The organism is Mameliella sp. LZ-28 (assembly GCF_012274245.1).
Classification (GTDB): domain Bacteria; phylum Pseudomonadota; class Alphaproteobacteria; order Rhodobacterales; family Rhodobacteraceae; genus Antarctobacter; species Antarctobacter albus.
On record NZ_JAANYX010000033.1, the window covers coordinates 66142 to 91404 of the forward strand.

Consider the following 25263-nt stretch of genomic DNA (forward strand, 5'->3'; position numbering starts at 1 on the left):
ACGGCGCCTCAGCTGGTTAGCAGGTGCCAGCGGCGGGAAAACTCGCTGAGCGTCAGCCGCCCCTCGCCCACCGAGGCCGGATCGCGCGCCGCCAGCGCCAGCAGCGGCTTGCCCTGCGCAAATTCCCGCAGCGCCGCGCCAGCCAGTCCGTGCCCGCGCCGCAGCGCCCGCAGCGACGGCACCTTGCGCACCTCCTCCAGTCGCGCGCGGGCCAGGGATGCGATCGCCTCTGCCCGCCCGTCCGGCAGGGGCAGCTTGCCGCGCGCCTCCAGCTCCGGAACCGCCTGCAAATACCGCGCCAGCGCCGCCGCCCGCGCATGGGCCAGCACCGCCGCCTCATCCACCCGCGCCCCCAGCGCCGAGAGAGCCGCCAGCGCCAAGTGCCCCGCCGTCGCGTCCAGGTAGCCCATCAGCGCGGCTTCATCCTCGAAGGGCGCGCGCTCAAGATCCGCCTCGCGGGCCTCCACGGCCTTTTGCAGACCGGACACATCCACCCCCGCCAGCGCCTGCGCCAAGGGCGTAACCACTTCGTGCCGACGCGTGAACCCGCCCGCGCCGATCTCCTCCAGCGCATCCCGCCACCATTGCAACCGCATCTGCGCGATCATCGGCTCCTGCGTGACCCAGGGCGCGCGGCTGACCTCGACGTTGAAGGCATAAAGCGGCATCAGCACCGCGCGCGCCGGCAGAGGCGCCGCCATCGCCGCCACGAACCGCTCGGGGTCGCCGCGTTCGACGATCTGCGCGCAGGCGTAAAGGTCGCTGCCCTCTTCCCAGCTCATGACAGCCGCCGCGCGACAACAAGGTGATAGCCGGTCTCATGCCGCACCGCGCGCCAGTCCCGCGCCTCCTGCGCGCAGAGGTCCAGCATCTCGGTCAGCCTTGCGTCCGCCCCGGGGCGCAGCGCATCGATCCGCGCCTCCATCGGCTGGTAATAGGCCTCCCAGCCCGCGTCCGAGACATCGCGCGTGCCCAGGATCTCGAACCCCGCCGCCGCCACCGCTGCGGCGATGCCCGCGCGGTCGCGGGTCGGGTAGTCCTCCCAGAAGGCGCGCGCCTCCGCGCTTGGCGTTTCAGTGAAATAACAGGGTTCCGAGAAGGCCAGCACGCCGCCCGGTTTCAACGCCCCGCGCATCACATCCAACCCCGGTTTCAGCCCGAGGAAGTAGAGCGCCCCGGCGCACCAGATCATGTCAAAGGGCGCCTCGGCGAAGGCGGCAATGCGGGCCATGTCGTCCTTGCGCACCGTGACCTGCGGCAGGTCGGCAAAGCGCGCCTGGATCTGCGCGACAAAACCCTCCTGCAGGTCCACCGCCAGCACCCGGCCCGCGCGCGCCAATGCGGCCACATCGCCCCCCGCACCCGCGCCCGCGTCGCAGATCGCCGCGCCCTCGGGCAAGGCGGCAAGCTCCAGCGCCCAGGTCACGTCCTCTTCGCTGCCCGGCCCCTCGCGCGGCAGGTCCTTGTGGACGGCGAAGAAGGCCTCCCACTCCATCAGCCCTGCCCCCCGTCGCGCACCAGTTTCCAGCGCACCGCGTCCAGCAGCGCCTCGAACGAGGCATCGACGATGTTCGCGCTGACGCCCACGGTGGCCCAACGGCGCCCCTGTCCATCCTCGCTGTCGATGATGACGCGGGTCACGGCCTCGGTCCCGCCCTGGGTGATCCGCACCTTGAAGTCGACCAGCCGCATGTCGTCGATCGCCTCCTGGTAGCGGCCCAGGTCCTTGGCCAGCGCCTTGGACAGCGCGTTGACCGGGCCGCGGTCATTGCCCGCCTCGTCCATGGACTCCGACACCGACAGTTTCTTTTCGCCATCCACCTTCACGACCACGACCGCCTCGGAGAGAGACACCATCTTGTCGTACTTGTTCTTGCGCCGCTCCACCGTCACCCGGTAGCGCTTGACCTCGAAGAACTCGGGCAGCATCCCCAGCTCGTCCCGCGCCAGCAGCTCGAAACTGGCCTGCGCGGTGTCGTAGGAATAGCCCTCGGTCTCGCGCGCCTTGACGCGGTCGAGGATGCGGGCCAGCGCCGGATCGCCCTTGTCGACCTCCAGCCCCATTTCCGACAGGCGGCGGCGCAGGTTCGACTGGCCCGCCTGGTTCGACATCGGCACGACGCGGCGGTTGCCCACCAGTCCGGGGTCGATGTGCTCGTAGGTGGTGGGGTCCTTGAGGATCGCGCTGGCGTGCAGCCCGGCCTTGTGCGCAAAGGCCGAGGCGCCGACATAGGCCACCTGTTTCTGCGGCACCCGGTTCAGGATGTCGTCCAGCATCCGGCTGGTCCGCGTCAGCCCGGCCAGCGCCTCCATGCTGACACCCGTCTCGAACAGGTCCTTGTAAGGCGCCTTGAGCAGCAGCGTCGGAATCAGCGCCGTCAGATTGGCATTGCCACAGCGTTCGCCAAGACCATTCAGCGTGCCCTGGATCTGGCGCGCCCCGGCCATCACCGCCGCCAGCGACCCCGCGACGGCGGTTTCCGTGTCGTTGTGCGTGTGGATGCCCAGGTGATCGCCGGGGATCCCCTTTTCGATCACATCCTGCACGATCTGCCCGATTTCATGCGGCAAGGTCCCGCCATTGGTATCGCAGAGCACGATCCAACGCGCCCCGGCCTCCAGCGCGGCACGCAGACAGTCCAGCGCATAGGGCGCATTCGCCTTGTAGCCGTCAAAGAAATGCTCGGCATCGAAAAGCGCCTCGCGCCCCTGCCCCACGAGGTGAGAAACCGAGGCGGCGATATTGGCGATGTTCTCTTCCAGCGTGATCCCCAGCGCCGTGGTGACGTGGAAATCATGGGTCTTGCCGACAAGGCAGACGGCAGGTGTGCCCGCATTCGTCACCGCCGCCAGCACCTCGTCATTGGCGGCCGAGCGGCCCGCGCGCTTGGTCATGCCAAAGGCGGTCAAGGTGGCGCGGGTCTGGCCCACCTCCTCGAAGAAGGCACTGTCGGTCGGGTTCGCCCCGGGCCAGCCGCCCTCGATATGATCGACGCCAAGCGCATCGAGCGCCGCCGCGATCTTCAGCTTTTCGGCGGTGGAGAACTGGACACCTTGGGTCTGCTGCCCGTCGCGCAGCGTGGTGTCGTAGAGATAGAGGCGTTCGCGGGTCATGACCTTCCCCCGAGTTGGGCGAGACAGGAGGCGCGCATGCGCCATGCCCGACCTCGGGAGGGCCTTGACGCAGTCCCGGCGTTTGCACTCCAAAGCTCCAATGCCGCTCTCACTTCGATATTGCCAACGAATGCCCTCCCGGGGGGGAGGTCGGGCATGGCGCATGCGCGCCGGCTGGCTCTGTTTGCAGCCATCACTCCAGCCCCTCCAGCTTGGCCGCGTCGAACCCGGCGCCCGGCACCAGGTCCACCCCCTCCTTGGACATGCGCACTTCGACGCCCGCGTCGATGAGAGCCTGCTTCATCCGGTCCACCTCGGAGAAATCCTTGCTCTGCATGGCCTGGGCGCGCAGCCTTTCAAGTCTTTCGGCAAATGGCAAAAGATCGAGTTCCGGCCCCTGTACCCATTCAGGAATACCATTATCCATAAACCCCATAATCTTCAGGCTTGAGCGCAAACTGGGTTGGTCGTTGGCATGAGACAATTGGTGGAGTTCTGAAATCGCTGCGGCTGTATTCAGATCGTCAGCCAAAGCGTTCAACACCCCGACGTAGGGTTCAACGTTATCCAGACCTTCTGCCGCCTGACGATACCACTTGCGCAGGGTGGCCTCAGCTTCCTCCCGCTTCTTCTCGGTCCAATCCATCGGCTTGCGATAATGCGTCGACAGCATCACAAAGCGGATCACCTCACCCGGCACCCCCTGGTCCAGCAGGTCGCGCACGGTGAAGAAGTTGCCAAGGCTCTTGGACATCTTCTTGCCCTCGACCTGCAGCATCTCGTTGTGCAGCCAGACCCGCGCGAAATCCCCCTCGGGATGGGCGCATTTCGACTGTGCGATCTCGTTCTCGTGATGCGGGAAGGTCAGGTCGTTGCCGCCACCGTGGATGTCGAAGGTTTCCCCCAGCAGGGCGAAACTCATGGCCGAGCACTCGATATGCCAGCCCGGTCGTCCCCGGCCCCAGGGGCTTTCCCACCCCGGCAACTCGTCCGAAGACGGCTTCCACAGCACGAAATCCATCGGGTTCTTCTTGTAGGGCGCCACCTCGACCCGGGCGCCCGCGATCATGTCTTCGACCGACCGGCCAGACAAGGCGCCGTACTGGGCATAGCTCTCGACCGCGAACAGAACATGCCCCTCGGCCTCGTAGGCGTGACCGGAGGAGATCAGCCCCTCGATCATGGTGATCATCTCGTCGATGTACCCGGTCGCGCGCGGCTCTTGCGTGGGCCGCAGGGCGCCCAGCGCGTCCATGTCCGCGTGATACCAGCCTATGGTCTCGTCCGACCGCTCGCGCACCAGTTCCTCGAGCGTGCCCGATGCCCCCGCCTCCTTGCGCTGAAGCGCGGTGGCGTTGATCTTGTCGTCCACGTCGGTGAAATTGCGCACGTAGGTGACGTGGTCCGGGCCATAGACATGGCGCAGCAGACGAAAGAGCACGTCGAACACAAGGACCGGGCGCGCATTGCCCAGGTGCGCGCGGTCATAGACCGTGGGTCCGCAGACATACATCCGCACGTTGTCGGGGTCTATGGGGCGGAAGTCGTCCTTCTTCCGGGTCCGGGAGTTGGTGAAGCGGATGTTCATGGCCTCGTCCTTCGCAAATCTTGCGGCGGGCCTAGCAACTCTATGATGCGAATGGAATAGAGGACCGTCCCGCCAATGGCCGGGATGTCCCGACCGGTGTCAGCAGGTAATGCAGCAGAGGGTATGTGCAGCGGTCGTCATGGGCGTGGCTTAGCACGGCGCCCCTGCCCTGCCAAGCCGCGCCTTTCCAGCGTGGCGGGGGTATTTTTGCCAAGAAGAAACCGCAAGCGCGCGCCTCGGGGCTTCTTCTTGGTCCAAATACCCCTGCAACGGTCGGGGTCAACCGTAGCTCACCATTTCATATTCCACCGCGTCCGGCCTATCGAAATAGAACCGGCGGCCGGGCTCGTAATCGGCGTGGTTGAAAGTCTCGATGCCCAGAGCACGGACACGGGTCTCGATCGCGTCGAGATCCTCGACCACGATGCCGACATGGTTCAACCCTGCGGCGTTGCCGTAGCGGGGATGTGCCTCGGCGACTGGCGCCTTGGGGGTGTAGAGGGCAAGGTAGCTGTCCGCGTTGCCGACATGGACGGAATAGCCGTTGTTGAGCGAGGCGCCCTCCCACCGGATGTGCCAGCCCAGGAGGCGGGACAGGAAATCTGCGGTGGCGCGGGCGTCGGGAACGGTGATGTTGACGTGTTCGAGGCGGGCGTTCATGGCTCTGTCCTTTCCATTGCAATATGGGGCAAAGCGTAATTCCTCAAGTTCACTTGGGATCAAGAGGGAATTATTACTTCATTTCATATCTGTAGAGGAATTCATCGGGAGCCTTGCGCGGCTTGCACCGGCACGGCGCCCGGGGCATCCTGCGGGCATGGGACGCGATACGGTCAACGAGATCTGCCAGGCGCTGCCCGGGGCGGAAAGATCCGATCCCTGGGGAGGCGGGCATGATGCCTGGAAGGTGGGCGGCAGGATGTTCGCCTGCATCGGCGTGGCCAACGACGGGGTGTCGGTCAAGACGCCCTCGGTCGAGGATGCGGCCCTGCTGATCGAGATGGCGCGCGCGGTCAAGGCCCCCTATTTCCACCGCTCCTGGGTGCGGGTGGACTGGGAGGCGGTGCCCGAGGAGGAGCTTCGGGACCGGATCGAGACCTCTTACCGGATCGTCTTCGGCGGTTTGACGAAGAAGAAACAGCGGGACATCGCGGGCGGCTGAGGCCGCGCGCAAGGCGCTTACAGGCGCCTTGGAAACGCTTTTCGAAAAGTGTTGAAGCGGTTTTCAAACCGCTTTTCCAGCGGCCAAGCCCGCCGGCGGCGCAATGGCCGGGCGGGTCGTCACATGTCTCTCATGGATGTCTGAAAACGGCGGCCGCCGGACGGATCGGTCTTGCCGGGGTGTCACTCCCAGCCCTTTTCGGGGCGTCGCCCCCTCGTTCCGCGCAGATCGAAAGGCCCCCGAGCGGGGACATGATCCGGTTTTCAGTGGTACCGCGGGGCAGACTGAGGCCGCCCGGTCGACAAAGATGCCTCGCAAAAAGCACGGCTACCCAAAGAGTCGCAAACACCTAAGGATTCATCGCAACCGACCGCGCATGGTGTCAATCAATACAAAAAATGGCCAAAAACAAAACAGCACCGCCCCGGGAATAAAGAAATAGCTGTCCGAAAACTCATCCGGAAAAACGACATAGATGAGAAAAAAGCCAAAATGGCAGACAGCGTAGAAGAGAAACGCTTTTCTTAGCTTTAGCGGGTTCCCGTTAGAGTCTTTGGACTTCTTGGTCACAACCAGCCCCCTACGTTCAAAGCGCGCCTGCAAAAGCCCGCACGATTTGGTCGAAGATGAATGACCTGAGTAAAAAATCCAAGCCGAGTCGCACAGATAAAGCGTGAGGGCAGCGCGCGCTGCCTTCCGGCCTACTGGTCGCGCTGCGCCTCCAGCGCGCGGTAGGCGGCGACGTTGCGGTTGTGCTCGTCCAGCGTGACGGCAAAATTGTGCCCGTCGCGCGGGTCCAGCGTCTTGGCCACGAAGTAGATATAGTCCGTATCCGCCGGGTTCAGCGCTGCCTCGATGCTGGCGCGGCCCGGGTTGGCGATGGGGGTCGGCGGCAGCCCGTCGATCCGGTAGGTGTTCCAGGGGGTCTCTGCATCCAGTTCCGACCGGCGCAGACCCCGGCCCAGCGGCCCCTCGCCCTTGGTGATGCCGTAGATCACCGTCGGGTCCGTCTGCAGGCGCATGCCCTTGTCGAGGCGGTTGACGAAGACGCTGGCCACCTCGCCGCGTTCCTGCGGGCCGCCGGTTTCCTTCTCGATGATCGAGGCCAGGATCAGCGCCTCTTCGGGGCTTTCCAGCGGCAGGCCCGAGGCGCGGTTGGCCCAGGCCTGGGCCAGGATCACCTCCTGGCGTTCCTTCATCCGCGCGATGACATCGGCGCGGCTGTCGCCGGGCAGGATCTCGTAGCTGTCGGGGGCCAGGCTGCCCTCCTCGGGCACGTCGACCTCTCCGTCCAGTACGTCGATCTGTTTCAACTCTTCGACCACCTGCCAGCTGGTCACGCCCTCGGCCAGGGCCACGCGGAACCGGGTGCCGGTGGTGTCCTTGACCTGGGCATAGATCTCGGGTGCGTCGCCTTCGCCGGGGTCGAAGCTCGCCTGCTCCTCGTAGCGGCCCGTGGCCGGGTCCACGGCACGGACCTGTACTGTCGCGCGGGTGATGCCGATGCGGTAGACCACCTCGGTGCCGCAGGTCGAGGCGCCGCCGCGGGTGACGATGTCGGTGATCTCGGACATCGAGGCGCCCTCGGGGACAAGGTAGCTGCCCGCCTTCAGCGCCTGGGTCTTGTCACCGTAATCGGCACCGACGCGGAACATCATCGCGCTCTTGACCGCGCCCTGATCCGACAGATCCTCGGAGACGGCACGCATGTTGGTGCCGCGCGGCACCTCCAGGCAGATCGGCGCGGTCAGCGGACCCTGGGCATGGTATTCGCGCTGCGCCCAGATCAGGACGCCGCCGAAGAGAAACAGCGCGACGACCAGAAAGGTCAGCGCGTTCGAGGCGATGCTGCGCCACATGCGGGATTACTCCACCTTGCCGAAGACCACGCTGGCATTGGTGCCGCCAAAACCAAAGGAGTTGGACAGGGCGTAGGTCACCTTGCGCGGGCGTTTGGCGTTAGGGGCCAGGTCGATGGGGGTGTCCACCGCCGGGTTGTCGAGGTTGATTGTCGGCGGGGCCACCTGGTCGCGGATGGCAAGGATCGAGAAGATCGCCTCGATCGCGCCGGCGGCGCCCAGCAGGTGCCCGGTGGCGGATTTGGTCGAGGACATGGTGACGCTGGTGGCGTGATCGCCCAGCAGGCGTTCCACCGCGCCCAGTTCGATGGTGTCGGCCATCGTCGAGGTGCCATGCGCGTTGATGTAGTCCAGCGCCGTGGCCTCGATCCCGGCGTCCCGCAGTGCGGCACGCATCGAGCGTTCGCCGCCCTCGCCGTCCTCGGAGGGGGCGGTGATGTGATAGGCGTCGCCCGACAGGCCGTAGCCTGCCACTTCAGCGTAGATCTTTGCGCCGCGCGCCTTGGCGTGCTCGTATTCTTCCAGCACGACGACACCGGCGCCTTCGCCCATGACAAAGCCGTCACGGTCGGCGTCATAGGGGCGGCTGGCCGCCTTGGGGTCGTCGCCGCGTTTGGTGCTGAGCGCCTTGCAGGCGTTGAAGCCCGCGATGCCGATTTCGCTGATGGCCGCCTCGGCGCCGCCCGCGATCATCACGTCCGCGTCGCCGTATTTGATCAGGCGGGCCGCGTCGCCGATGGCATGAGCGCCGGTGGAACAGGCGGTCACGACCGCGTGGTTCGGCCCCTTGAAGCCGTATTTGATCGAGACGTTGCCCGAGATCAGGTTGATCAGCGCGCCGGGGATGAAGAAGGGCGACACGCGGCGCGGGCCTTTGTCACGGATCAGGAGCGCGGTTTCCGCGATGGCGTTCAGCCCGCCGATCCCCGACCCGATCATGACGCCGGTGCGCAGGCGGTCTTCCTCGCCCTCGGGCTTCCAGCCCGCGTCGGTGACGGCCTGTTCCGCGGCGGCGATGCCGAAGCGGATGAACTCGTCGACCTTGCGCTGTTCCTTCTTGTCCATCCAGTCATCGGGATTGAAGGTGCCGTCGCTGCCGTCGCCGTAGGGCACTTCGCAGGCATAGGTGGTCGCCAGGTGGCTGGCATCGAACTTGCTGATGGTGCCCGCCCCGGACTGGCCGTCCAGGATCCGGCTCCAGGTCTCTTCGACTCCGCAAGCCAGCGGCGTGACCAGCCCCAGCCCGGTGACAACTACGCGACGTGCCATGCGCCTGCCCTCTCTCTCACATTCTTTTTCCGCTCATACCGCGCGAAGCCCCGCAGGGGCAAGGGGATGCCGCCCCCGTCGGCAGACAACCGACCGCCGCACAAGGCCCGCGCGGCGTGCGGTGGCTGCGATCTGGCCAACGCTCGGGTCACCGCGCCGCCCCACGGGCTGCACCACACACCAAAGAACCTTGGCCAGACTGCCAGCGGACCGCCGATGTCAGCCCGGCAGGGTCAGGATCCTGGCGCCGCGCGGCGTGGCGACGACCGTATGTTCGAATTGCACGGTCTCGGCGGGCGGTACGCTGAGCAGGGTCCAGCCGTCGCTTGCCTCGTCCGCCATCCGCCCCCCGCGCGACAGGAAGGGTTCGACGGTCAGGACAAGGCCTTTGGTGATCCGGCGGCGCTCGGCCCGGGTGGGCCATGTGGCGATTTCCTCCGGATACTCGTGCAGGCTCCGCCCGACGCCGTGGCTTGCGAGGTTGCGAATAAGCGTGTAGCCGCGCTTTTCGGCAAAGCGCCCGATGGAGGCGCCGATACCCGCAAGCGGCTTGCCCGCGGCGACCTGCGCGATGCCGATCTGCATCGCGCGGTGGCCGTCCTTGCACAGCCGGTCAGGCTGCGCCGTCGCAAGTCGAAAGCTGGCACCTGTGTCGGCGAAAAAGCCATCCTTGCTGGCCGAGACGTCGATGTTCACGAGATCCCCCGCGCGCAGCAGGCGGTCGCCGGGAATGCCGTGGGCGATCTCTTCGTTGACGCTGATGCAGGTGGCGCCGGGAAAGTCATAGGTCGTCTCCGGCGCCGAGGCCGCCCCCGACCGATCCAGCAAGCGGCGCCCGAGGTCGTCCAGTTCGCGGGTGGTCATGCCCGGCTCTGCCGCGCGGATCATCGCCTGCAGGGTGTTGGCCACGATGCGGCCGATGGCCTGCATCCCCTCGAGTTCGTCTTGCCGGGTGATCGTCATGGTGTGTCTTTCGGTCCCCGTGATCCGGACTGCCGGGCGGGCGATGTCTTGCGCCTCAGGCCCAGTCCGCGCCCAGGTCTGCGCGGGCCCGGTCGATCCAGTGTTCCTGCAACCAGTCGCAGGGCTTGGAATAGCGGATGAAAGATCCGGTATACCCCGACAGGGCATCCGTCATCTTGGGGCGCCCGTGAAAACAGACCACGCGGGCCTCCGCAGGCAGGCGCGGCGCATGCAGGTAATTGCCGGGAAAGGGGTTGCAGTCGTACTTGAACGACACCACCCACTCGCCCGGAATATAGGTGAACACGCCCCGGTCCATTGCTTTATGCGAGGTATAGCGCTGCTCCGATCCGCGCGCCTTTTCCACCTCTTCATAGGGGTTGGCGGCCAGGTCCTCGTAGAGGAACCCGTGCAGCGCCGGATCGAAGCGAAAGACCGACCCGTGCCCGGTGGGCCGCCCCTTGCGCTTTTCCGTCCAGTCATGGCGCATCGCCACGGTGCCGGGCGCCAGGTCGTGGATCTCGTCCAGCCCGCCGGTGATCACCACGTCCAGGTCAAAACCCAGCACCGGCCCTTCGAGGTCCGGCACCAACCCGGGATGAAACAGCGAAGTCTTGCGCATCGCGCCCTGCCGGTTGGCCACCGCCAGCGCCGCGTTCATTGGCTCGGCATAGGGTTCGACCGGCAGGTCCAGCACCTCGATATCCGGGTGCAGCCCCTCGGCGTGTTCCGTCATCACCATGAAACGGACGGGCCGCGACAGGTTGCGCCGCACGCCGGAATACAGCCGGTTGACATACTCGGGGCCGAACAGCGTGCCCCACTTGATGCACATGATGTTGATGGCCGTCACGCTGCGCCCCCGCCTTGGTGTTGCCCGCGCGGCATAGCAACGCCCGCGCCGGAACACCAGCGCTTGCAGCGGGCCGGTGCCGCGCCTAGATTGGCCGTGAACCCGAACCCAGGACGGAGGCCATGATGGAGATTGCATCGACCCTCCGGGCCGCGCGCTAACTTTCAGCCCGCCGCCCGTGCACGCATTTCAGGCCGCCTGCCGCGGCCTTTACCTGCATGTCTGAACGGGACCTACAACATTGACAGAGTTTGATCTGACCGGCCTGGGATGGTCGGCCCATTTCGCGCGCCAGCTGGGCGACGATGACCGGGGCCTGGCCCCTGCCCGCCTCTCCGAGGTGCACCGCGACCGCCTGCGCGCGCTGGCGCCCGGGGGTGCCCTCTCCCTTCTGCCCGTCGAGTCCACCGGCGCCTATGCCGTGGGCGACTGGGTGCTGAGTGACGGCAGCCGTGCCGTCCGGCGGCTGGACCCCACCAGCGACCTCACCCGCCGCGCCGCCGGGCGCGAGGCGATACTCCAGCGGATCGCGGCGAATGTCGACACGCTGGGCATCGTCACCAGCTGCAACGCCGATTTCAACATCGCGCGGCTGGAACGCTACCTGGCACTGGCCCATACCGCGGGCTGCCTGCCGCTGGTGGTGCTGACCAAGGCCGACATGGCCCGGGACGCGGACGACTACCTGCGCCGGGCACAGCGACTCTCGCCGCTTGTGACCGCCATCGCGCTGGACGCCACCGACCCGGAGGAAGTCGCCCGCCTTGCGCCCTGGTGCAAGGACGGGCAGACGCTGGCGCTGGTCGGCTCTTCGGGCGTGGGCAAGACCACGCTGCGCAACACGCTCACCGGCGAACATGAGCTGACCCAGGGTATCCGCGAGGATGACGCCAAGGGCCGCCACACCACCACCGCGCGCAGCCTGGTGCCCACCCAGGCGGGCGGCTGGCTGATCGACACGCCGGGGATGCGCGAGCTGCAACTGGCGGATGCCGACGAGGGCATCGGCGCGGTCTTCGAGGACATCGAGGACCTCGCCCGCCAATGCCGCTTCCGCGACTGTGCCCATGCCGGGGAACCGGGCTGCGCGGTACAGGCCGCCATCGAGACGGGCGCGCTTGATCCCGACCGGCTGGCGCGTTGGGACAAGCTGCGGCGCGAGGACCGCTACAACAGCGAAACCGTGGCCGAGGCACGGGCGCGCGGCAAGGCCTTCGGCAAGATGGTGCGCGAGATTTCGACCAGCAAGAAGCGCCGCCACGATCCCGGCGCCCCATGACACCAGGCGCGGGCAGGCCCCCTGCCCGCGCTTTTTTGCGCTCCCGTGGTCGTTCCGCATGACATGCTTGCCGCTCCGCATGGGTCAGGATGCTCACAGCACCGACAGCGGAGACAGATCATGGACCCGACCCTTTTCATTGCCACCCGCCCCCTGCCCCGCGGACCAAGCGACAGCCCCCGGGTCATCGAGGCCTTCTATGCGGAACACGGCCAGGGCTGGCGTCCCGGCCTTTCCCCCCTGCTGCCTCCCCTCGCCCGCGCCCTGCGGCGGGTTTGGCACCGAAGGCCACAAGGGATAGACCAATGCACATGACCCGCCCGCCACAGCCCGTCCCCCCAGCGCAGGATCCCGACCGCGCCGCCGTCGCGGCGGTGATCCGCGCCGAGACCACGGCCTTTCAACAGCGCGACTACGCGGCCTGGGCCCGCTGCTGGGTGCAGGAGCCGCGCACGCGGGACGTCTATGTCTCGCCCGCCACCGGGTTGACCGTCCACAGCGGCTGGGCCCAGATCTCGCGCTACATGAAACACGTTATGGACAGCGGCATCGGCTGCCCGAACGTGCCCTTCGGACAGGAAAACCTCCGCATCACCCTCTCGGGCGACACGGCCTGGGTGGTCTACGACGAATGGGCTGCGCCGCCGGGGTCGGCCCGGATCGAGAGCTTCGAAACGCGGATCCTGGAACGGATTTCGGGCGATTGGCGGATCGTCTACGCCGCCTTCGTGATGCGGCACGGCGACCCCGGCGGCGACGAGGCGATCTCGGTCGATGCCACGGGCCAGTTGCTCTGGGCCAGCCCCGTGACGCTGGCCCGGCTGCAGGATCACCCGCTGCTGACCTTGTCGGCTGGCCGGCTGCGCGCCCACCGGCGCGATTGGGACAGGGCCCTGCAAGAGGCGCTGAGGCGCGCCGGGCAGTACCACGGCTATTTCGAATTGCACCGCTTCACCCAGGAGACCGGCGGCCCCTTCCGTTACCCGGCGATCCTGGGAGAGACCGACACCGGCGGGCTGGCGATCGTGCATCTCTCGGTGCGCAACGGCACGACCTACGTCCGGATCGACGGCGACGCCCAGATCGACCGCCGCCTGACGGCGGCCCAGGCGGTCTACGGCCTGTCGGACGGCCAGGTGCGGCTGGCCCGCCAGATCGCCGATGGCAAGGGACCGAAAGAGGCCGCCGAGGCGCTGGGGATCAGTGTCAACACCGCCCGCACGCACCTGTCCCGGCTCTATGAAAAGACCGGGGTCAACGCCCAGACGGCGCTGGTGCGCCTGCTGCTGAGCGTCGGGTGACACCCAGGGCGCGCGCGCCTGCTTCTTCTCTCTCAAAATACTCCGGCGAGCGCGAGAGGCTGGCCCCTCGCATCCTTCGGTGCACACCGCCAGTGTGACGAGCTGGCCCCTTACGGCCCACTTGGAACAGTGGGGCGACGTGGCCCCGAACGGGGGCACAAGCGGCGCCCTGCCGTCCTTTACGACGCCAGCGGCATCCGGCGTTCGACGATCTCCGCCCACCAGGAGCAGCCCGCCGGGATCGCCTCGTCGTTGAAGTTGTACTCCGGGTGGTGAACCATCGCCGTGTCGCCGTTGCCCACCAGGATATAGGCACCCGGGCGCTCTTCCAGCATGTAGGCGAAATCCTCGCCACCCATGACGATGGGCGCCTCGTCGACACCGCCGGACACGGCCCGGGCCACGTCGCGGGCGAACTCGGTCTGTTCGGAGTGGTTGACCATGACCGGGTAGCCGCGGTGATAGATCACCTCGGCCGTGCCGCCATAGGTGGCCGCGACACCCGCCGCGATCTCCTTGATCCGCTGTTCCGCCAGGTCGCGCATCGCGGTGGACTGGGTGCGCACCGTGCCGCGCAGAAAGACCTTCTGCGGGATCACGTTGAAGGCCTTGGAGGACGTCTCGAACGACGTGACCGAGACCACCACCTGGTCGACCGGGTCGGCGTTGCGCGCCGCGATGGTCTGCATCGCCAGCACCAGCTGGGACGCCATCACCGTCGTGTCCACGGTCTCATGCGGCTTGGCCGCGTGACCGCCACGGCCCTCGAGGTTGATCTCGAACTGGTCGGTGGCGGCAAAGAAGGCGCCTTCGCGGATGGCAAAGCTGCCCACTGGCTGGCCCGGCCAGTTGTGCATGCCATAGACCTCCTGGATGCCCCAACGCTCCATCATGCCGTCATCGCACATTTCCTTGCCGCCGCCGCCGCCTTCTTCGGCAGGTTGGAAGATCACGACGACCGTCCCGTCGAAATTCCGCGTCTCGCTCAGGTACTTTGCCGCGCCCAGCAGCATGGCGGTGTGCCCGTCATGGCCGCAGGCATGCATGGCGCCATCGGTCTTCGAGGCATATTCGACACCGGTCCGTTCATGGATCGGCAGCGCGTCCATGTCGGCGCGCAGCCCGATGACCTTGCCCGACCCATTGCCGCGCCCCTTGATGACACCGACGACGCCGGTACGGCCGATGCCGGTCACCACCTCGTCACAGCCGAATTCCTTCAGCTTTTCCTCGACCAGGGCCGAGGTCCGGTGCGTTTCGAACAGGATCTCGGGGTGTTCATGCAGGTCGCGGCGCCAGGCGGTGATCTCGTCCTGCAGTTCGGCAAAGCGGTTCTTGACGGGCATCTTGGCCTCCTTGTTGTCGTGAGTGTTCGTCGAGCCGCGGGGGCCCCTCGGACCCGCTGCGGTTATGGCTGCCAACATATGCACCGGCGTCCGGGGCGCAACCACGACCGCGCGTCGCCCCGGCCCCGGGGTCCCGCGCTGCTTACGCCAAGGGCATCCGCGTCTCGGCCAGGGTGGCAAACCAGCTGGCCCCCACCGGCGCGATGCTGTCGTCAAAGTCATAGCCCGGGTTGTGCAGGTCGGCGCTGTCGCCATTGCCGATGAAAACAAAGGCCCCGGGACGCACCCGCAGCATGTCGCCGAAATCCTCGCTGCCCATGACGCGCGGCGCCTCGCGGTTCACATGGCCGGACACCGCCTCGCCCGCGTCGGCGGCCAAATCCGCCTGCGCCTCGGCATTCACCAGCGGATCGACCCCCTCGATGTATTCCATCTCCACCTGCGCCCCGTGTGCCAGGGCGGTGGCCTCGGCGATCTGGCGGATACGGGTGCGGATCGTCTCGCGGTCGGTGACATCGTACTGCCGCACCGTGCCGATCAGCGTCACCGCATCGGGCAGCACATTGTAGGTGAAGGTCTCCGACTTCATCCCGCAGACGGAAATCACCACCGCGTTCTGCGCGTTGATGTCTCGCGAGGGGATCGAGTGCAGCGCGGTCACGATCTGCGCCGCGGCAAGATTGGTGTCCACCGCCAGGTGCGGCATGGCGCCGTGCCCGCCCTTGCCCGTCACGCGGATCTCGAACTTGTCGGCAGAGGCCAGGAAGGGTCCGGGCCGCGTGGCGAAATGGCCCGGCGTCAGCCCCGGCCAGTTGTGCATGGCATAGACCTCGTCGACCTCGTAGCGGTCGAATACCCCGTCCCCGATCATCGCCTTGGCCCCGCCGCTGCCTTCCTCGGCAGGCTGGAACAGCGCCACGACGGTGCCATCGAAATTGCGCGTCTCGGCGAGATAGCGGCAGGCGCCCAGCAGCATGGTCGTGTGGCCATCATGGCCGCAGGCATGCATCTTGCCCGGTATGGTCGAGGCATGATCCGCCCCGGTCTGCTCGAGGATCGGCAGCGCGTCCATATCGGCCCGAAAGGCGATGGTGCGCCCCGACCCGTCCTGCCGGCCACGGATCACCGCCACGACGCCGGTCTGGCCCACGCCCTCGATCACCTCGTCACAGCCGAACCCCCGCAGTTTTTCGGCCACGAAACGCGCGGTCTCATGTTCCTCGAAGCGCAGTTCGGGATGGGCATGCAGGTGGCGGCGCCATTCGGTCAGGTCCTCCTGCCAGTCGGCGATACGGTTTTTCACGGGCATCGGGTTTCTCCTTTGCCCATGATCCTGCGCCCATGCGGCCCCCTCTGCAAGCCTCAGAGATTGGGGCCGGGTTGCAACCGCGACCCGTCAAAGAAGCGCGACATGCGGAACCGCCCCAGATCATGGCCCGGATCGCGCCCGGTGGCGAGGTCCACCGCCACCCGGCCAAAGCCCGGCCCGATGCCGAACCCATGCCCGCACATGCCCGTCACCACCGTCAGCCCGGGAATCTGCGCGACGCTGTCCACCACCGGCACCACGTCGGGCAGAACGTCGATCATGCCCGCCCAGGTGTCCTTTGCCCGGACCGGCGCCGCATCGGGATAAAGCTGGCCAAACCGCCGGGTGATCTCCGAAACCTTGCCGCCGTTGGGTGCGGGATCGAGGATGCGCATCCGCTCGAAGGGGCTCTCCTCGGCGCCGCTCCAGTGGCGCGGGGTGGAAAAGGCATCGGGCCAATGGGGCGGTTGTGGGCCGCGCGGGTGGATGTCGAATTCGCCGGTCATGGCCAGCGGCAGGTAATGGTGCAGGTGCCGCAGAACATCCGGACCAAGGTACAACTCGCCAAAGGCGGCAGGCGCCAGCGTGAACCCGCCATCGGCGCGCGGACGAAAGGCCAGCCGGTCATCCACCGCCGCCGTCCCAACGACCGGCGGCAAGGGCTGCGTGGCAAGCGCGGTCGAACGCACCGAAAGCTGCGGAATGTCCACCCCGTGCCGGCGCAGGAACAGCGAGGACCAGGCGCCCCCGGCCAGCACCACCGCCTGCGTGCGGATGCGGCCCCGCTCCGTGATGACCCCGGTCACGCGCCCCGCCTGCCGGTCCAGCCCACGCACCGCGCAGCGCTCGGAAATCGCCGCGCCCTCGGCCCGTGCCAGCCGCGCAAGCTCCGGCACAGCCACCCAGGGTTCGCCCTTCATGTCGGTCGGCGTGTGCAGGGCACCGATCCAGGGTCCGCGCGGATAATCCAGCAGCCGCAGCATCTGCGTCCGCCCCAGCAATTCCGAACTGACCCCAAGCCCCCGGGCCTCGTCCAGCCAGCCTTCGAAAGCCGCCATCTCGGCCTCGTCACGGGCAAGATAGCTGACCCCCAGGGTGCGCGTGCCCAGGCGCCCGCCACAGTCGGCATCCAGCGCCTGCCACAGATCCTGCGCCTCGCGCGCGATGGGGATCTCGGCCATGTCGCGGCCTTGCACCCGGATCCAGCCCCAGTTGCGCGAGGATTGCTCTCCTGCCACCCGGCCCTTTTCCAACAGCACAACCTTCAGCCCGCGACGTGCCGCGAACAGCGCGGTGGACACCCCGATCACCCCGCCGCCGATCACCGCAAGGTCGACGGCCTCGGGCAATGGATCGGAGAATTCGACCTGTCCCATCTCGTGAAAGGGGAACGTCATCGGCACCTCCCATGCCCGGATGTGGCGCCTGCACCCGCCGTCGTATTGGGGTATTTGGACCAAGAAGAAGCAAAAGGCGCGCGCCCCTGTTTCTTCTTGGCGAAAATACCACCGGGGGTGAGGCCGAAGGCCGAGGGGGCAGCGCCCCCTGCCGGCGCGCCGGTCATGCCAGGTGCTCCAGCAGGCGTTCCATGAACCGCTGGCCTTCCTGGAACTGCGCCAGGGTGATGTACTCGTCCGGTTGATGCGCGACGGTGATGCTGCCGGGACCGCAGACCACGGCCTTGTAGCCCGCGACCTGGAAATGGCTCGCCTCGGTGCCGTAGCTGACGAAGGTCTCCGAGTTGTCGCCGGTGATCTGGCGAACCAGCGCCTCGGCGGTGTTGTCCGTTTCCGGGGCAAAGGGCGGCAGGCTGAATTTCTCTTCCAGCTCGATCCGGGTCTCGGGGCGGATCTTCTGCATCTGCGCGGTGAGCTCGGCAGCCTTGTCCTCGGTCAGGCGGCGCCATTGGTCCAGCGTCTCGCCCGGCACCACGCGATAGCCGAAGCAGAACTCGCAGTCCCTGGCCGAGATGTTATGCGCCGTGCCGCCCCGGACCTGGCCGACATGGACATTGGTGTAGGGCGGGTCGAAAAGTCCCGCCATGTCCCGCGGCTCTGCCGCCTGCAGCGCGGCGTTCAGCTGGTTGGCCCATGTGATCATCTCGGCGCCCCACATGATCGCACTGACGCCGGTGTGCAGCAGCGAGCTGTGCACCTCGAAACCGTGGACGTGCACCCAGTAGGTGACCCCTCCCTTGTGGCCGGTCACCGCCTTCATCATCGTGGGTTCACCGACGATCACGTCGCGGGCACGCGGCAGGCCGGACATGGCCTCGATCAGGGGGGGCGCACCGGCGCAGCCGATTTCCTCGTCGTAGGACAGGGCGATCTGCAGCGGGCGCGTGACACCGCGCCGTTTCGCCTCGACAAGGGACCAGATCGCCAGCGCGTCGAACCCCTTCATGTCGGTGGTGCCGCGCCCGTAGAGGCGGCCGTCCTTCTCGGTCACGGTGAAAGGATCGGTGGACCAGTCCTGCCCGTCGACCGGCACCACGTCCGTATGGCCCGAAAGCACCACGCCGCCCTCTTCCTCGGGCCCCACATGGGCAAAAAGCGCCGCTTTTTCCGGCTCGTCCGGCTTTACATGGCGCCCGGCCTCGATGCCATGCGAGGCAAGGTACTCCTGCACCCAGTCGATCAGCGGCAGGTTGGTGTCGCGGCTGACGGTGGGAAAGCTCACCAGCTTGTCCAGCAGCGCGCGGGGGGACAGCACCTCGGCCATTCTCACCTCGTTCTTGATGTGTCGGATGGCACATGCCTGTCACGGCGGGGCGACATCCGCAAGCATCGAGGCAGCCTCGTCCCGGAAACCGAGGCCGCGTTTCTGCCGAGGGCAAAATCCAGCCCGCCGCGGTCAGCGATCCGCCCCCTCGCAGGACCGGACAGGGTGGAATCGAAACGAAAAAAGCCGGCCCCGCGCAGAACGGGACCGGCGTTTTCCTGCAGGGAGACCTGCGGTCAGTTGGTGCCGGACGCGGCGGCCACACCCATGACGATGGCGCCCAGGCCGAACAACACGATCAGGGGCGAAATGTCATCGTCGCTCATCGCCTGCGTGCTCACGAACGGGTCCTGCGCCTCGGGGGCCTGTTGCGCCGAAACGGCGCCCGAAGCTGCAATGGTGGCGGCAACTGCGACGGCAGCGATACGGTTCATCGTTTTTACTCCTCAACCTGTACCAGAGGACATCGACACTGGCAGGTCGAACAATCCCAAGCAACAAGAAACGATCAGAAATGCACCTTAAGCGTGTGGAAGATGCATCCTTATCACATCTTCATGTCCGTCAATACCCGCTGTCCGTGATCAACACCTTGTGGCCCGGGCTGACCTCCTCGTATTCCGAGGGCGCGGGCTCGTAGTCAACCGGGTGGATCGGCGAGGGGATCGGCTTGAAGTTGAGGTCCTTTTCCGTCTTGCGGCGGCGCGGGTCGGCGATTGGGACCGCCTTCATCAGGGCCTGTGTATAGGGGTGACGCGGGTCTTCGAAGACGGCGCGGCGCGGCCCCAGCTCGACGATCCGGCCCAAGTACATGACGCCGACATAGTGGCTGACACGCTCGACCACGGCCATGTCGTGGCTGATGAAGAGATAGCCCAGCCCCATGTCCGCCTGCAGTTCCATCATCAGGTTGATGACCTGCGCCTGCACCGAGACGTCCAGCGCGCTCACCGCCTCGTCCGCGACGATCAGGCGGGGCCGCAGGGCCAGGGCGCGGGCGATGGCGATGCGCTGGCGCTGACCGCCCGACAGTTCGTGCGGATAGCGGCGCATGAAGCTGCGCGGCAGTTCGACCCGGTCAAAGAGCTGCGCGACGTGATCGGAGACCGCACTGCCGGTCTCGATGCCGTAATTGTGTATCGGCTCTGCCACCTGATCGGCCAGCTGCAACTGCGGGTTCAGAGAGGCAAAGGGATCCTGAAAGATCATCTGCATGTCGCGCCGCGCCTCGCGCAGCCCGCTGGTGCCCAGGGCCATGACGTCGGTGCCATCAAGGTCGACCTTGCCCGCCAGCGGTTCGACCAGCCTCAGGATGGACCGTCCGGCAGTGGACTTGCCGCAGCCGGATTCCCCCACGAGGCTGAGCGTCTGGCCCTTGTTCAGGGTAAAGGACAGGTCCTCGACCGCGTGCACATTGGCCACGGTGCGGCGGAAGAAACCGCCCTTGACCGCAAAGCGCGTGGTCAGCCCCTCGACCGTCAGCAGCGGTTCATTGGTGCCGGGGATCGGTTTCAGGTCCTGGTCGGTACGGCCCACCAGCTTCATCGGTTCGGGCAGGTCCTTGCCCGTCATCTCGCCCAGCTTGGGGACAGCGGCCAGCAGGGCCCTGGTGTAGGGATGTTTCGGGTTCTCGAAGATCTCCTCGACGGTGCCTTCCTCGACCTTGTTGCCGCGGAACATGACCACGACCTTGTCCGCCATCTGGGCGACCACGGCCATATCATGGGTGATGAACATCACGGCGGTCCCGGTCTCGCGCTTGAGCCGGTCCATCAGGGCGAGGATCTCGGCCTGGATCGTCACGTCGAGCGCGGTGGTCGGTTCGTCCGCGATCAGCAGGCGAGGCTTGCAGGCCATCGCCATCGCGATCACCACGCGCTGCCGCATCCCGCCCGACAGTTCGTGCGGGTACTGGTTCAGGCGCCGTTCCGGTTCCGGGATGCGCACCTCGCGCAAGAGCTCGACCGCCCGTTCCTCGGCCTGTTTCGCACTCATCCCGCGGTGGACGCGCAGCCCCTCTGTCAGTTGTTTCTTGACCGTGAACACGGGGTTCAGCGCGGTCATCGGCTCCTGGAAGATCATGCCGATCTCGTTGCCGCGGATGTCGCGCATGTGCTTCTGGTCGAGGGTGCGCAGGTCGACCTCGCCGCCATCCTTGCGGTCGAACAGCAGCCGGCCGCCGGCGATGTCGCCGCCGCCGTATTCCACCAGCCGCATCAGCGAAAGCGAGGACACCGATTTGCCGGAGCCGGATTCGCCCACCACGCAGACCGTTTCCCCCGGACCGATGTCGAAACTGACGTCCTCGACACCGACGACCGGGCCGTCCTTGGTCTGGAACTCCACCCGCAGCTTGTCGATCCGCGCGATCGGTCCTGCGGTCTGCGAGTTCGGTGCGCTGTCCAGCATTGTTGCGTGCTCCCCATGTCCTGAAGGCAAAGGCTATGGGCTGCGCAGGTCCGCTGTAAAGACCCGCAGTGCTTTTACGTTAGGCAATGCTTGCATTTTGCGCATGTTCTGCTTTCGATGGGGAACGGGTGGGGTTTCCGGTTCATCGATGTGCAAATGGCGGTTGCAATCGCCGGCGCATCTGACCGACCATCCCATCACAACGAAGGGGCCGGGCAAGACATCCGGTCCCGACCAACATGGAGTGATATCATGAGACTCAAGACCCTGATGCTCGGGGCAGCCGCCGCCGTTGCACTGGCTCCCGCAGCCTTTGCCGAGCGTGCGTCTGACGGCGACGTCAAGATCATCTACTGGCAGGCTCCGTCGATCCTGAACCCGTTCCTTTCGGGTGGCACCAAGGACGTCGAATCCTCGTCGATGATCATCGAACCGCTGGCACGCTACAACGAGATGGGTGAACTGGTGCCCTGGCTGGTCGACGAGATCCCCACCGTTGCCAATGGCGGTGTCTCCGAGGACCTGACCCAGATCACCTGGAAACTGAGCCCGGGCATCCTGTGGTCGGACGGCTCGCCGCTGACCTCCGCAGACGTCAAGTTCACTTATGAATACTGCACCCACCCCGAGGGCGGCTGCGCGCAGGTCACCAAGTTCGAGGGCGTGACCTCGGTCGAGACGCCGGACGAGTCGACCATCGTGGTCACCTTCGAAGGTCCGACCCCGAACCCCTACGGCCCCTTCGTCGGCGGTGAGAGCCCGATCCTGCAGAAGGCCCAGTTCGAGAACTGTGTCGGCGCCGCGGCCTCGACCTGCACCGAGCAGAACTTCAACCCGATCGGCACCGGCCCCTTCGTCGTCACCGAGTTCAAGCCGAACGACGTGATCACCATGAAGGCCAACGACAACTACCGCGACCCGGCCAAGCCGGCCTTCGCCACCGTGACCTTCAAGGGCGGCGGTTCGGCGGCCGCGGCGGGCACCGCCGTGATGGAAACCGGCGAGTTCGACTATGCCTGGAACCTGCAGCTGGCCCCCGATGTCATTGCCAAGATGGAAGCGGGCGGCATGGGTGTGCCGGTGGCCGGCTTCGGCCCGCTGCTGGAACGCATCATGCTGAACAACACCAACCCCGATCCGGCGCTTGGCCCGGACGAACGGTCGGTGATCCGTCCGCACCCCTTCCTGGGTGATCCGGCGGTCTACAAGGCGATGTCGATGGCCATCGACCGCAACCTGCTGGTGGAAATCGGCTATGGCCAGGCCGGCCGCGTATCCTGTTCCTGGGTCCCCGCCCCTGCCGCCTTTGCCGCCGACATCGAAGGCTGCGACGTGCAGGACATCGAGGGCGCCAAGAAGATGCTGGACGATGCGGGCATCGTCGACACCGACGGTGACGGCATCCGCGAGAAGGACGGCGTACCCCTGTCGATCGTCTACCAGACCTCCGTCAACGCTGTCCGCCAGGACTTCCAGGCGCTGATCAAGGACTGGTGGGAACAGATCGGCATGGAAGTCGAACTGCGCTCGGTCGATGCATCGGTCTTCTTCGGTGGCGACCCGGGTTCGCCCGACACCTTCCAGAAGTTCTATGCCGACGTCGAAATGTACGCCAACACCTTCAACGGTACCGACCCGCAGGCCTACCTGGGCAACGGTCTGTGCGACAAGGCACCGCGTCCGGAAACCCAGTGGCAGGGCGAGAACATCAGCCGCTTCTGCGACGAGGAATACGACGCGCTGCACAAGCAGCTGTCCGAGACCGCCGACATGGCAGAGCGCCAGCGCATCGGCCGCGAGCTGAGCCGCATGGCCTTCGAGCGTGGCGCGATGATCCCGCTGGTCCACCGTGGCCGCCTCTCGGCGCATTCCAACAGCCTCGGCGGCGTCAAGCTGAACGTCTGGGACAGCGAGCTGTGGAACGTGGCCGACTGGTACCGGATCGACTGATCGGCTGAAAACCGGGGCGCGCCCGGCGCGCTCCTTCCGCAGGCCGGACCCACTCCGGCCCGGCCTGCCCCCGGCTCCAAAGCCGCAAAAATCAGAGGCGTTTGATGCTCTCCTACGCGACGCGACGTCTGGTCCTTTCGATCCCGACGCTTCTCTTCATCAGCTTTGTCATCTTCATGCTGCTCCAGCTTGCCCCGGGCGACCCGATGGCGCAGGTGCCGCTCACCGTACCCGCCGAGGTCAAGGAAAAGATGCGACAGGCGCTCGGGCTTGGGGAACCGCCGCTCGTGCAATATTGGAAATGGCTGGTGCAGGTCTTCTGGACCGAACCCAAGGTCTTTATCGACTGGGCCTTCGGAACCAACATGACAGAGGGCGCGCAACGCGTGATCTCGTGGCAGACACGGTCGCCGGTCATGGACATCATCATCCAGCGCATTCCGCAGACGCTCTGGGTGGTCGGCACGGCCTATGTCGTCGCCATCCTGATCGCCATCCCGGTTGGCGTCTACTCGGCCTACAGGCAGTATTCGGTCTTTGACCAGGCGGGCACCTTCGTGACCATGATCGGTTTCTCGATCCCGCCCTTCTTCACCGGCCCGCTGCTGATCGTGATCTTTTCCGTCCAGCTTGGCTGGTTCCCCTCGATCTACGACACCACCCATGTCGTGAACGACTGGGCCAGCTTCAAGGTCCAGCTCAGCCAGATGATCATGCCGGTCATGGTGCTGGCGCTGCAGATCACCGCCCAGCTGAGCCGCTACATGCGCGCCTCGATGCTGGACAACCTCAACCAGGATTACGTCCGCACCGCCCGCGCCAAGGGCCTGTCAGAGGCGATCGTGGTCAATGTCCATGTCGTGCGCAACTCGCTGATCCCGGTCGTGACCGTGATCGCGCTGGGGGTGCCGGCCATCTTCGGCGGCGCCATCATCACCGAACAGGTGTTCAAGGTGAACGGGATCGGCCAGCTGCTGATCACCGCGCTTTTCGCCAACGACCTGCCGATGGTCATGACCCTGACCTTCATCTTTGCCGTGCTGATCGTGCTCTTCAACCTTGTTGCCGACATCCTCTACGGCCTGCTCGACCCGAGGATCCGCTATGACTGACAACACCACCCCCGCGGACGAGCCATTGCAGGCCATCCAGGCCCTGCAGGACAAGGAACCGTCGAAACCGCCACGGTCCCGCGCCAAGGACGTCTGGGACCAGTTCCGCAAGCACAAGGGCGCCATGTTCGGCCTGGGCTTCCTGATCTTCATCACCCTGGCGGTGCTGATCGGCCCCTGGCTGTACCAGGTCGATCCGCAAAAGATCGACATCCGCAACAAGGACTTCCGCCCGATCTACGTCGCGCTGTGGGATTCCGATGCGCGGACCGGATGGAACAAGCCCTTCGGCTCGGACCAGCTGGGCCGTGACCAGCTGGCGCAGATGATCGCCGGAGGCCGCGCCTCTATGGCGGTGGGCTGGGCGGCGATGATCCTCAGCCTCGTGATCGGCACCGCCGTCGGCGTGGCGGCGGGCTTCTTCAAACGGCTGGACGGGTTCCTGATGCGCATGACGGACCTGTTCCTCTCGCTGCCGATCCTGCCCCTACTCCTGTTGGCGGTGACGCTGTTCCGACAACCACTGAGGGCCAACTTCGGGCCGGAGGGGGGCATGTTCATCCTGATCGTCACGATGATTGCCATCACCTCATGGATGCCCACGGCGCGGATCGTGCGGGGCGACATCCTGGCCATCAAGGAACGCGAGTTCGTGCTGGCGGCGCGCTCGATCGGGACAACCCAGTTCAAGATCATCCGGCGCCACCTGCTGCCCAACGTCCTGTCACCGATCATGGTCTCGGCGGCGCTGGGTCTGGCCACGGCGATCATCACGGAATCGGCCCTGTCCTTCCTCGGCGTCGGCTTCCCCTCGGACTTCCCGACCTGGGGCAAGATGCTGGCCGACGCCGTGGTCCGGATGGAGGAATTCCCGGAACGCGTGCTGCTGCCCGGCATCGCCATCTCGCTGACCGTGCTCTCGGTCAACTACCTGGGCGACGGGCTGCGCGACGCGCTGGACCCGCGCATCCGGGGCCGGTGAGCCCCGGCGCGAAGACACTCACAGGGACCGGCGGTGCAAACCGCCG

Annotated in this window: 22 protein-coding genes; 6 read left to right on the forward strand and 16 right to left on the reverse strand. The window is 66.3% G+C overall.

Annotated features, from left to right (window positions below):
- Window positions 1-8 precede the first annotated feature (8 nt).
- The 5 genes from G9Q80_RS18280 to G9Q80_RS18300 all read right to left on the reverse strand — a co-directional run bounded on the left by G9Q80_RS18280 (window position 9) and on the right by G9Q80_RS18300 (window position 5362).
- Window positions 9-782, reverse strand: coding sequence for a squalene/phytoene synthase family protein (locus tag G9Q80_RS18280; protein ID WP_088714078.1), 774 nt, complete (start codon window positions 780-782; stop codon window positions 9-11).
- Window positions 779-1495: a class I SAM-dependent methyltransferase gene (locus G9Q80_RS18285; RefSeq protein ID WP_088714079.1), complete on the reverse strand. Its 717-nt coding sequence runs from the start codon at window positions 1493-1495 to the stop codon at window positions 779-781. The genes G9Q80_RS18280 and G9Q80_RS18285 overlap by 4 nt, the downstream gene beginning before the upstream one ends.
- Window positions 1495-3114: a citramalate synthase gene (gene cimA, locus G9Q80_RS18290; RefSeq protein WP_088714080.1), complete on the reverse strand. Its 1620-nt coding sequence runs from the start codon at window positions 3112-3114 to the stop codon at window positions 1495-1497. The genes G9Q80_RS18285 and cimA overlap by 1 nt, the downstream gene beginning before the upstream one ends.
- 193 nt (window positions 3115-3307) lie before the next feature.
- The gene (gene cysS / locus G9Q80_RS18295; protein WP_088714081.1) at window positions 3308-4702 is read right to left on the reverse strand and encodes a cysteine--tRNA ligase; all 1395 of its coding nucleotides are present in this window, start codon (window positions 4700-4702) and stop codon (window positions 3308-3310) included.
- Between the two features lie 279 nt (window positions 4703-4981).
- Window positions 4982-5362: a VOC family protein gene (locus G9Q80_RS18300; RefSeq protein WP_088714082.1), complete on the reverse strand. Its 381-nt coding sequence runs from the start codon at window positions 5360-5362 to the stop codon at window positions 4982-4984.
- 157 nt (window positions 5363-5519) lie between these two features.
- Between G9Q80_RS18300 and G9Q80_RS18305 the strand changes: the two genes are divergently transcribed.
- Window positions 5520-5864: an MmcQ/YjbR family DNA-binding protein gene (locus G9Q80_RS18305; protein WP_088714083.1), complete on the forward strand. Its 345-nt coding sequence runs from the start codon at window positions 5520-5522 to the stop codon at window positions 5862-5864.
- A 357-nt stretch (window positions 5865-6221) separates the two neighbouring features.
- On the opposite strand, the gene G9Q80_RS18310 is transcribed toward G9Q80_RS18305, so the two are convergent.
- From G9Q80_RS18310 to G9Q80_RS18330, 5 genes are all read right to left on the reverse strand, one after another.
- Window positions 6222-6434: a hypothetical protein gene (locus tag G9Q80_RS18310; protein WP_133066359.1), complete on the reverse strand. Its 213-nt coding sequence runs from the start codon at window positions 6432-6434 to the stop codon at window positions 6222-6224.
- 131 nt (window positions 6435-6565) lie between these two features.
- On the reverse strand, window positions 6566-7723 hold the full coding sequence (gene mltG / locus G9Q80_RS18315; RefSeq protein ID WP_088714084.1) for an endolytic transglycosylase MltG: 1158 nt from the start codon (window positions 7721-7723) through the stop codon (window positions 6566-6568).
- A gap of 6 nt (window positions 7724-7729) precedes the next feature.
- Window positions 7730-8992 (reverse strand): beta-ketoacyl-ACP synthase II, encoded by a 1263-nt coding sequence (fabF, locus tag G9Q80_RS18320; RefSeq protein ID WP_069208509.1) that lies wholly within the window; start codon window positions 8990-8992, stop codon window positions 7730-7732.
- A gap of 219 nt (window positions 8993-9211) precedes the next feature.
- On the reverse strand, window positions 9212-9955 hold the full coding sequence (map, locus tag G9Q80_RS18325) for a type I methionyl aminopeptidase (RefSeq protein ID WP_088714085.1): 744 nt from the start codon (window positions 9953-9955) through the stop codon (window positions 9212-9214).
- Window positions 9956-10010: 55 nt separating this feature from the next.
- Window positions 10011-10790, reverse strand: coding sequence for a glycosyl transferase (locus G9Q80_RS18330; protein ID WP_088714165.1), 780 nt, complete (start codon window positions 10788-10790; stop codon window positions 10011-10013).
- A 259-nt stretch (window positions 10791-11049) separates the two neighbouring features.
- Between G9Q80_RS18330 and rsgA the strand changes: the two genes are divergently transcribed.
- Both rsgA and G9Q80_RS18340 read left to right on the forward strand, forming a co-directional pair.
- On the forward strand, window positions 11050-12087 hold the full coding sequence (gene rsgA, locus G9Q80_RS18335; RefSeq protein WP_088714086.1) for a ribosome small subunit-dependent GTPase A: 1038 nt from the start codon (window positions 11050-11052) through the stop codon (window positions 12085-12087).
- A 311-nt stretch (window positions 12088-12398) separates the two neighbouring features.
- Complete coding sequence (locus tag G9Q80_RS18340) at window positions 12399-13388, forward strand: nuclear transport factor 2 family protein (RefSeq protein WP_168246566.1); 990 nt, start codon at window positions 12399-12401, stop codon at window positions 13386-13388.
- 179 nt (window positions 13389-13567) lie between these two features.
- Here the strand turns inward: G9Q80_RS18340 and G9Q80_RS18345 are convergent, their stop codons facing one another.
- From G9Q80_RS18345 to G9Q80_RS18370, 6 genes are all read right to left on the reverse strand, one after another.
- Window positions 13568-14734, reverse strand: a complete 1167-nt coding sequence (locus G9Q80_RS18345) for a M20 aminoacylase family protein (protein ID WP_088714088.1) — start codon at window positions 14732-14734, stop codon at window positions 13568-13570.
- Between the two features lie 142 nt (window positions 14735-14876).
- Window positions 14877-16043, reverse strand: a complete 1167-nt coding sequence (locus G9Q80_RS18350; protein ID WP_088714089.1) for a M20 aminoacylase family protein — start codon at window positions 16041-16043, stop codon at window positions 14877-14879.
- Window positions 16044-16096: 53 nt separating this feature from the next.
- Entirely contained in the window at window positions 16097-17440 is a 1344-nt protein-coding gene (locus G9Q80_RS18355) for an NAD(P)/FAD-dependent oxidoreductase (protein ID WP_088714090.1), read from the reverse strand.
- A 163-nt stretch (window positions 17441-17603) separates the two neighbouring features.
- Window positions 17604-18764 carry an acetylornithine deacetylase gene (gene argE / locus G9Q80_RS18360; protein WP_088714091.1) on the reverse strand — a complete coding sequence of 387 codons (1161 nt, stop codon included), beginning with the start codon at window positions 18762-18764 and terminating at the stop codon, window positions 17604-17606.
- 236 nt (window positions 18765-19000) lie between these two features.
- Window positions 19001-19198 carry a hypothetical protein gene (locus G9Q80_RS18365; protein WP_043143302.1) on the reverse strand — a complete coding sequence of 66 codons (198 nt, stop codon included), beginning with the start codon at window positions 19196-19198 and terminating at the stop codon, window positions 19001-19003.
- A 130-nt stretch (window positions 19199-19328) separates the two neighbouring features.
- The gene (locus G9Q80_RS18370; RefSeq protein ID WP_069208516.1) at window positions 19329-21173 is read right to left on the reverse strand and encodes an ABC transporter ATP-binding protein; all 1845 of its coding nucleotides are present in this window, start codon (window positions 21171-21173) and stop codon (window positions 19329-19331) included.
- 252 nt (window positions 21174-21425) lie between these two features.
- Between G9Q80_RS18370 and G9Q80_RS18375 the strand changes: the two genes are divergently transcribed.
- The 3 genes from G9Q80_RS18375 (at window position 21426) to G9Q80_RS18385 (ending at window position 25217) form a co-directional block, all read left to right on the forward strand.
- Window positions 21426-23123: a peptide ABC transporter substrate-binding protein gene (locus G9Q80_RS18375; protein ID WP_069208517.1), complete on the forward strand. Its 1698-nt coding sequence runs from the start codon at window positions 21426-21428 to the stop codon at window positions 23121-23123.
- 104 nt (window positions 23124-23227) lie between these two features.
- The gene (locus tag G9Q80_RS18380; protein ID WP_043143296.1) at window positions 23228-24235 is read left to right on the forward strand and encodes an ABC transporter permease; all 1008 of its coding nucleotides are present in this window, start codon (window positions 23228-23230) and stop codon (window positions 24233-24235) included.
- Complete coding sequence (locus tag G9Q80_RS18385) at window positions 24228-25217, forward strand: ABC transporter permease (protein ID WP_069208518.1); 990 nt, start codon at window positions 24228-24230, stop codon at window positions 25215-25217. Before G9Q80_RS18380 ends, G9Q80_RS18385 begins: the two co-directional genes overlap by 8 nt.
- Window positions 25218-25263: the final 46 nt, after the last annotated feature.

What these genes read in the sequence shown, in the direction of transcription:
- G9Q80_RS18330 (WP_088714165.1), bottom strand. Translation starts at nt 10,790, where the DNA reads ATGTGCATCAAGTGGGGCACGCTGTTCGGCCCCGAGTATGTCAACCGG.
- G9Q80_RS18300 (WP_088714082.1), bottom strand. Translation starts at nt 5,362, where the DNA reads ATGAACGCCCGCCTCGAACACGTCAACATCACCGTTCCCGACGCCCGC.
- argE (WP_088714091.1), bottom strand. Translation starts at nt 18,764, where the DNA reads ATGGCCGAGGTGCTGTCCCCCCGCGCGCTGCTGGACAAGCTGGTGAGC.
- G9Q80_RS18355 (WP_088714090.1), bottom strand. Translation starts at nt 17,440, where the DNA reads ATGACGTTCCCCTTTCACGAGATGGGACAGGTCGAATTCTCCGATCCA.
- G9Q80_RS18340 (WP_168246566.1), top strand. Translation starts at nt 12,399, where the DNA reads ATGACCCGCCCGCCACAGCCCGTCCCCCCAGCGCAGGATCCCGACCGC.
- G9Q80_RS18375 (WP_069208517.1), top strand. Translation starts at nt 21,426, where the DNA reads ATGAGACTCAAGACCCTGATGCTCGGGGCAGCCGCCGCCGTTGCACTG.
- G9Q80_RS18370 (WP_069208516.1), bottom strand. Translation starts at nt 21,173, where the DNA reads ATGCTGGACAGCGCACCGAACTCGCAGACCGCAGGACCGATCGCGCGG.
- G9Q80_RS18365 (WP_043143302.1), bottom strand. Translation starts at nt 19,198, where the DNA reads ATGAACCGTATCGCTGCCGTCGCAGTTGCCGCCACCATTGCAGCTTCG.
- cysS (WP_088714081.1), bottom strand. Translation starts at nt 4,702, where the DNA reads ATGAACATCCGCTTCACCAACTCCCGGACCCGGAAGAAGGACGACTTC.
- G9Q80_RS18345 (WP_088714088.1), bottom strand. Translation starts at nt 14,734, where the DNA reads ATGCCCGTCAAGAACCGCTTTGCCGAACTGCAGGACGAGATCACCGCC.
- fabF (WP_069208509.1), bottom strand. Translation starts at nt 8,992, where the DNA reads ATGGCACGTCGCGTAGTTGTCACCGGGCTGGGGCTGGTCACGCCGCTG.
- G9Q80_RS18285 (WP_088714079.1), bottom strand. Translation starts at nt 1,495, where the DNA reads ATGGAGTGGGAGGCCTTCTTCGCCGTCCACAAGGACCTGCCGCGCGAG.
- G9Q80_RS18350 (WP_088714089.1), bottom strand. Translation starts at nt 16,043, where the DNA reads ATGCCCGTGAAAAACCGTATCGCCGACTGGCAGGAGGACCTGACCGAA.
- mltG (WP_088714084.1), bottom strand. Translation starts at nt 7,723, where the DNA reads ATGTGGCGCAGCATCGCCTCGAACGCGCTGACCTTTCTGGTCGTCGCG.
- G9Q80_RS18385 (WP_069208518.1), top strand. Translation starts at nt 24,228, where the DNA reads ATGACTGACAACACCACCCCCGCGGACGAGCCATTGCAGGCCATCCAG.
- G9Q80_RS18280 (WP_088714078.1), bottom strand. Translation starts at nt 782, where the DNA reads ATGAGCTGGGAAGAGGGCAGCGACCTTTACGCCTGCGCGCAGATCGTC.
- G9Q80_RS18305 (WP_088714083.1), top strand. Translation starts at nt 5,520, where the DNA reads ATGGGACGCGATACGGTCAACGAGATCTGCCAGGCGCTGCCCGGGGCG.
- map (WP_088714085.1), bottom strand. Translation starts at nt 9,955, where the DNA reads ATGACGATCACCCGGCAAGACGAACTCGAGGGGATGCAGGCCATCGGC.
- cimA (WP_088714080.1), bottom strand. Translation starts at nt 3,114, where the DNA reads ATGACCCGCGAACGCCTCTATCTCTACGACACCACGCTGCGCGACGGG.
- G9Q80_RS18380 (WP_043143296.1), top strand. Translation starts at nt 23,228, where the DNA reads ATGCTCTCCTACGCGACGCGACGTCTGGTCCTTTCGATCCCGACGCTT.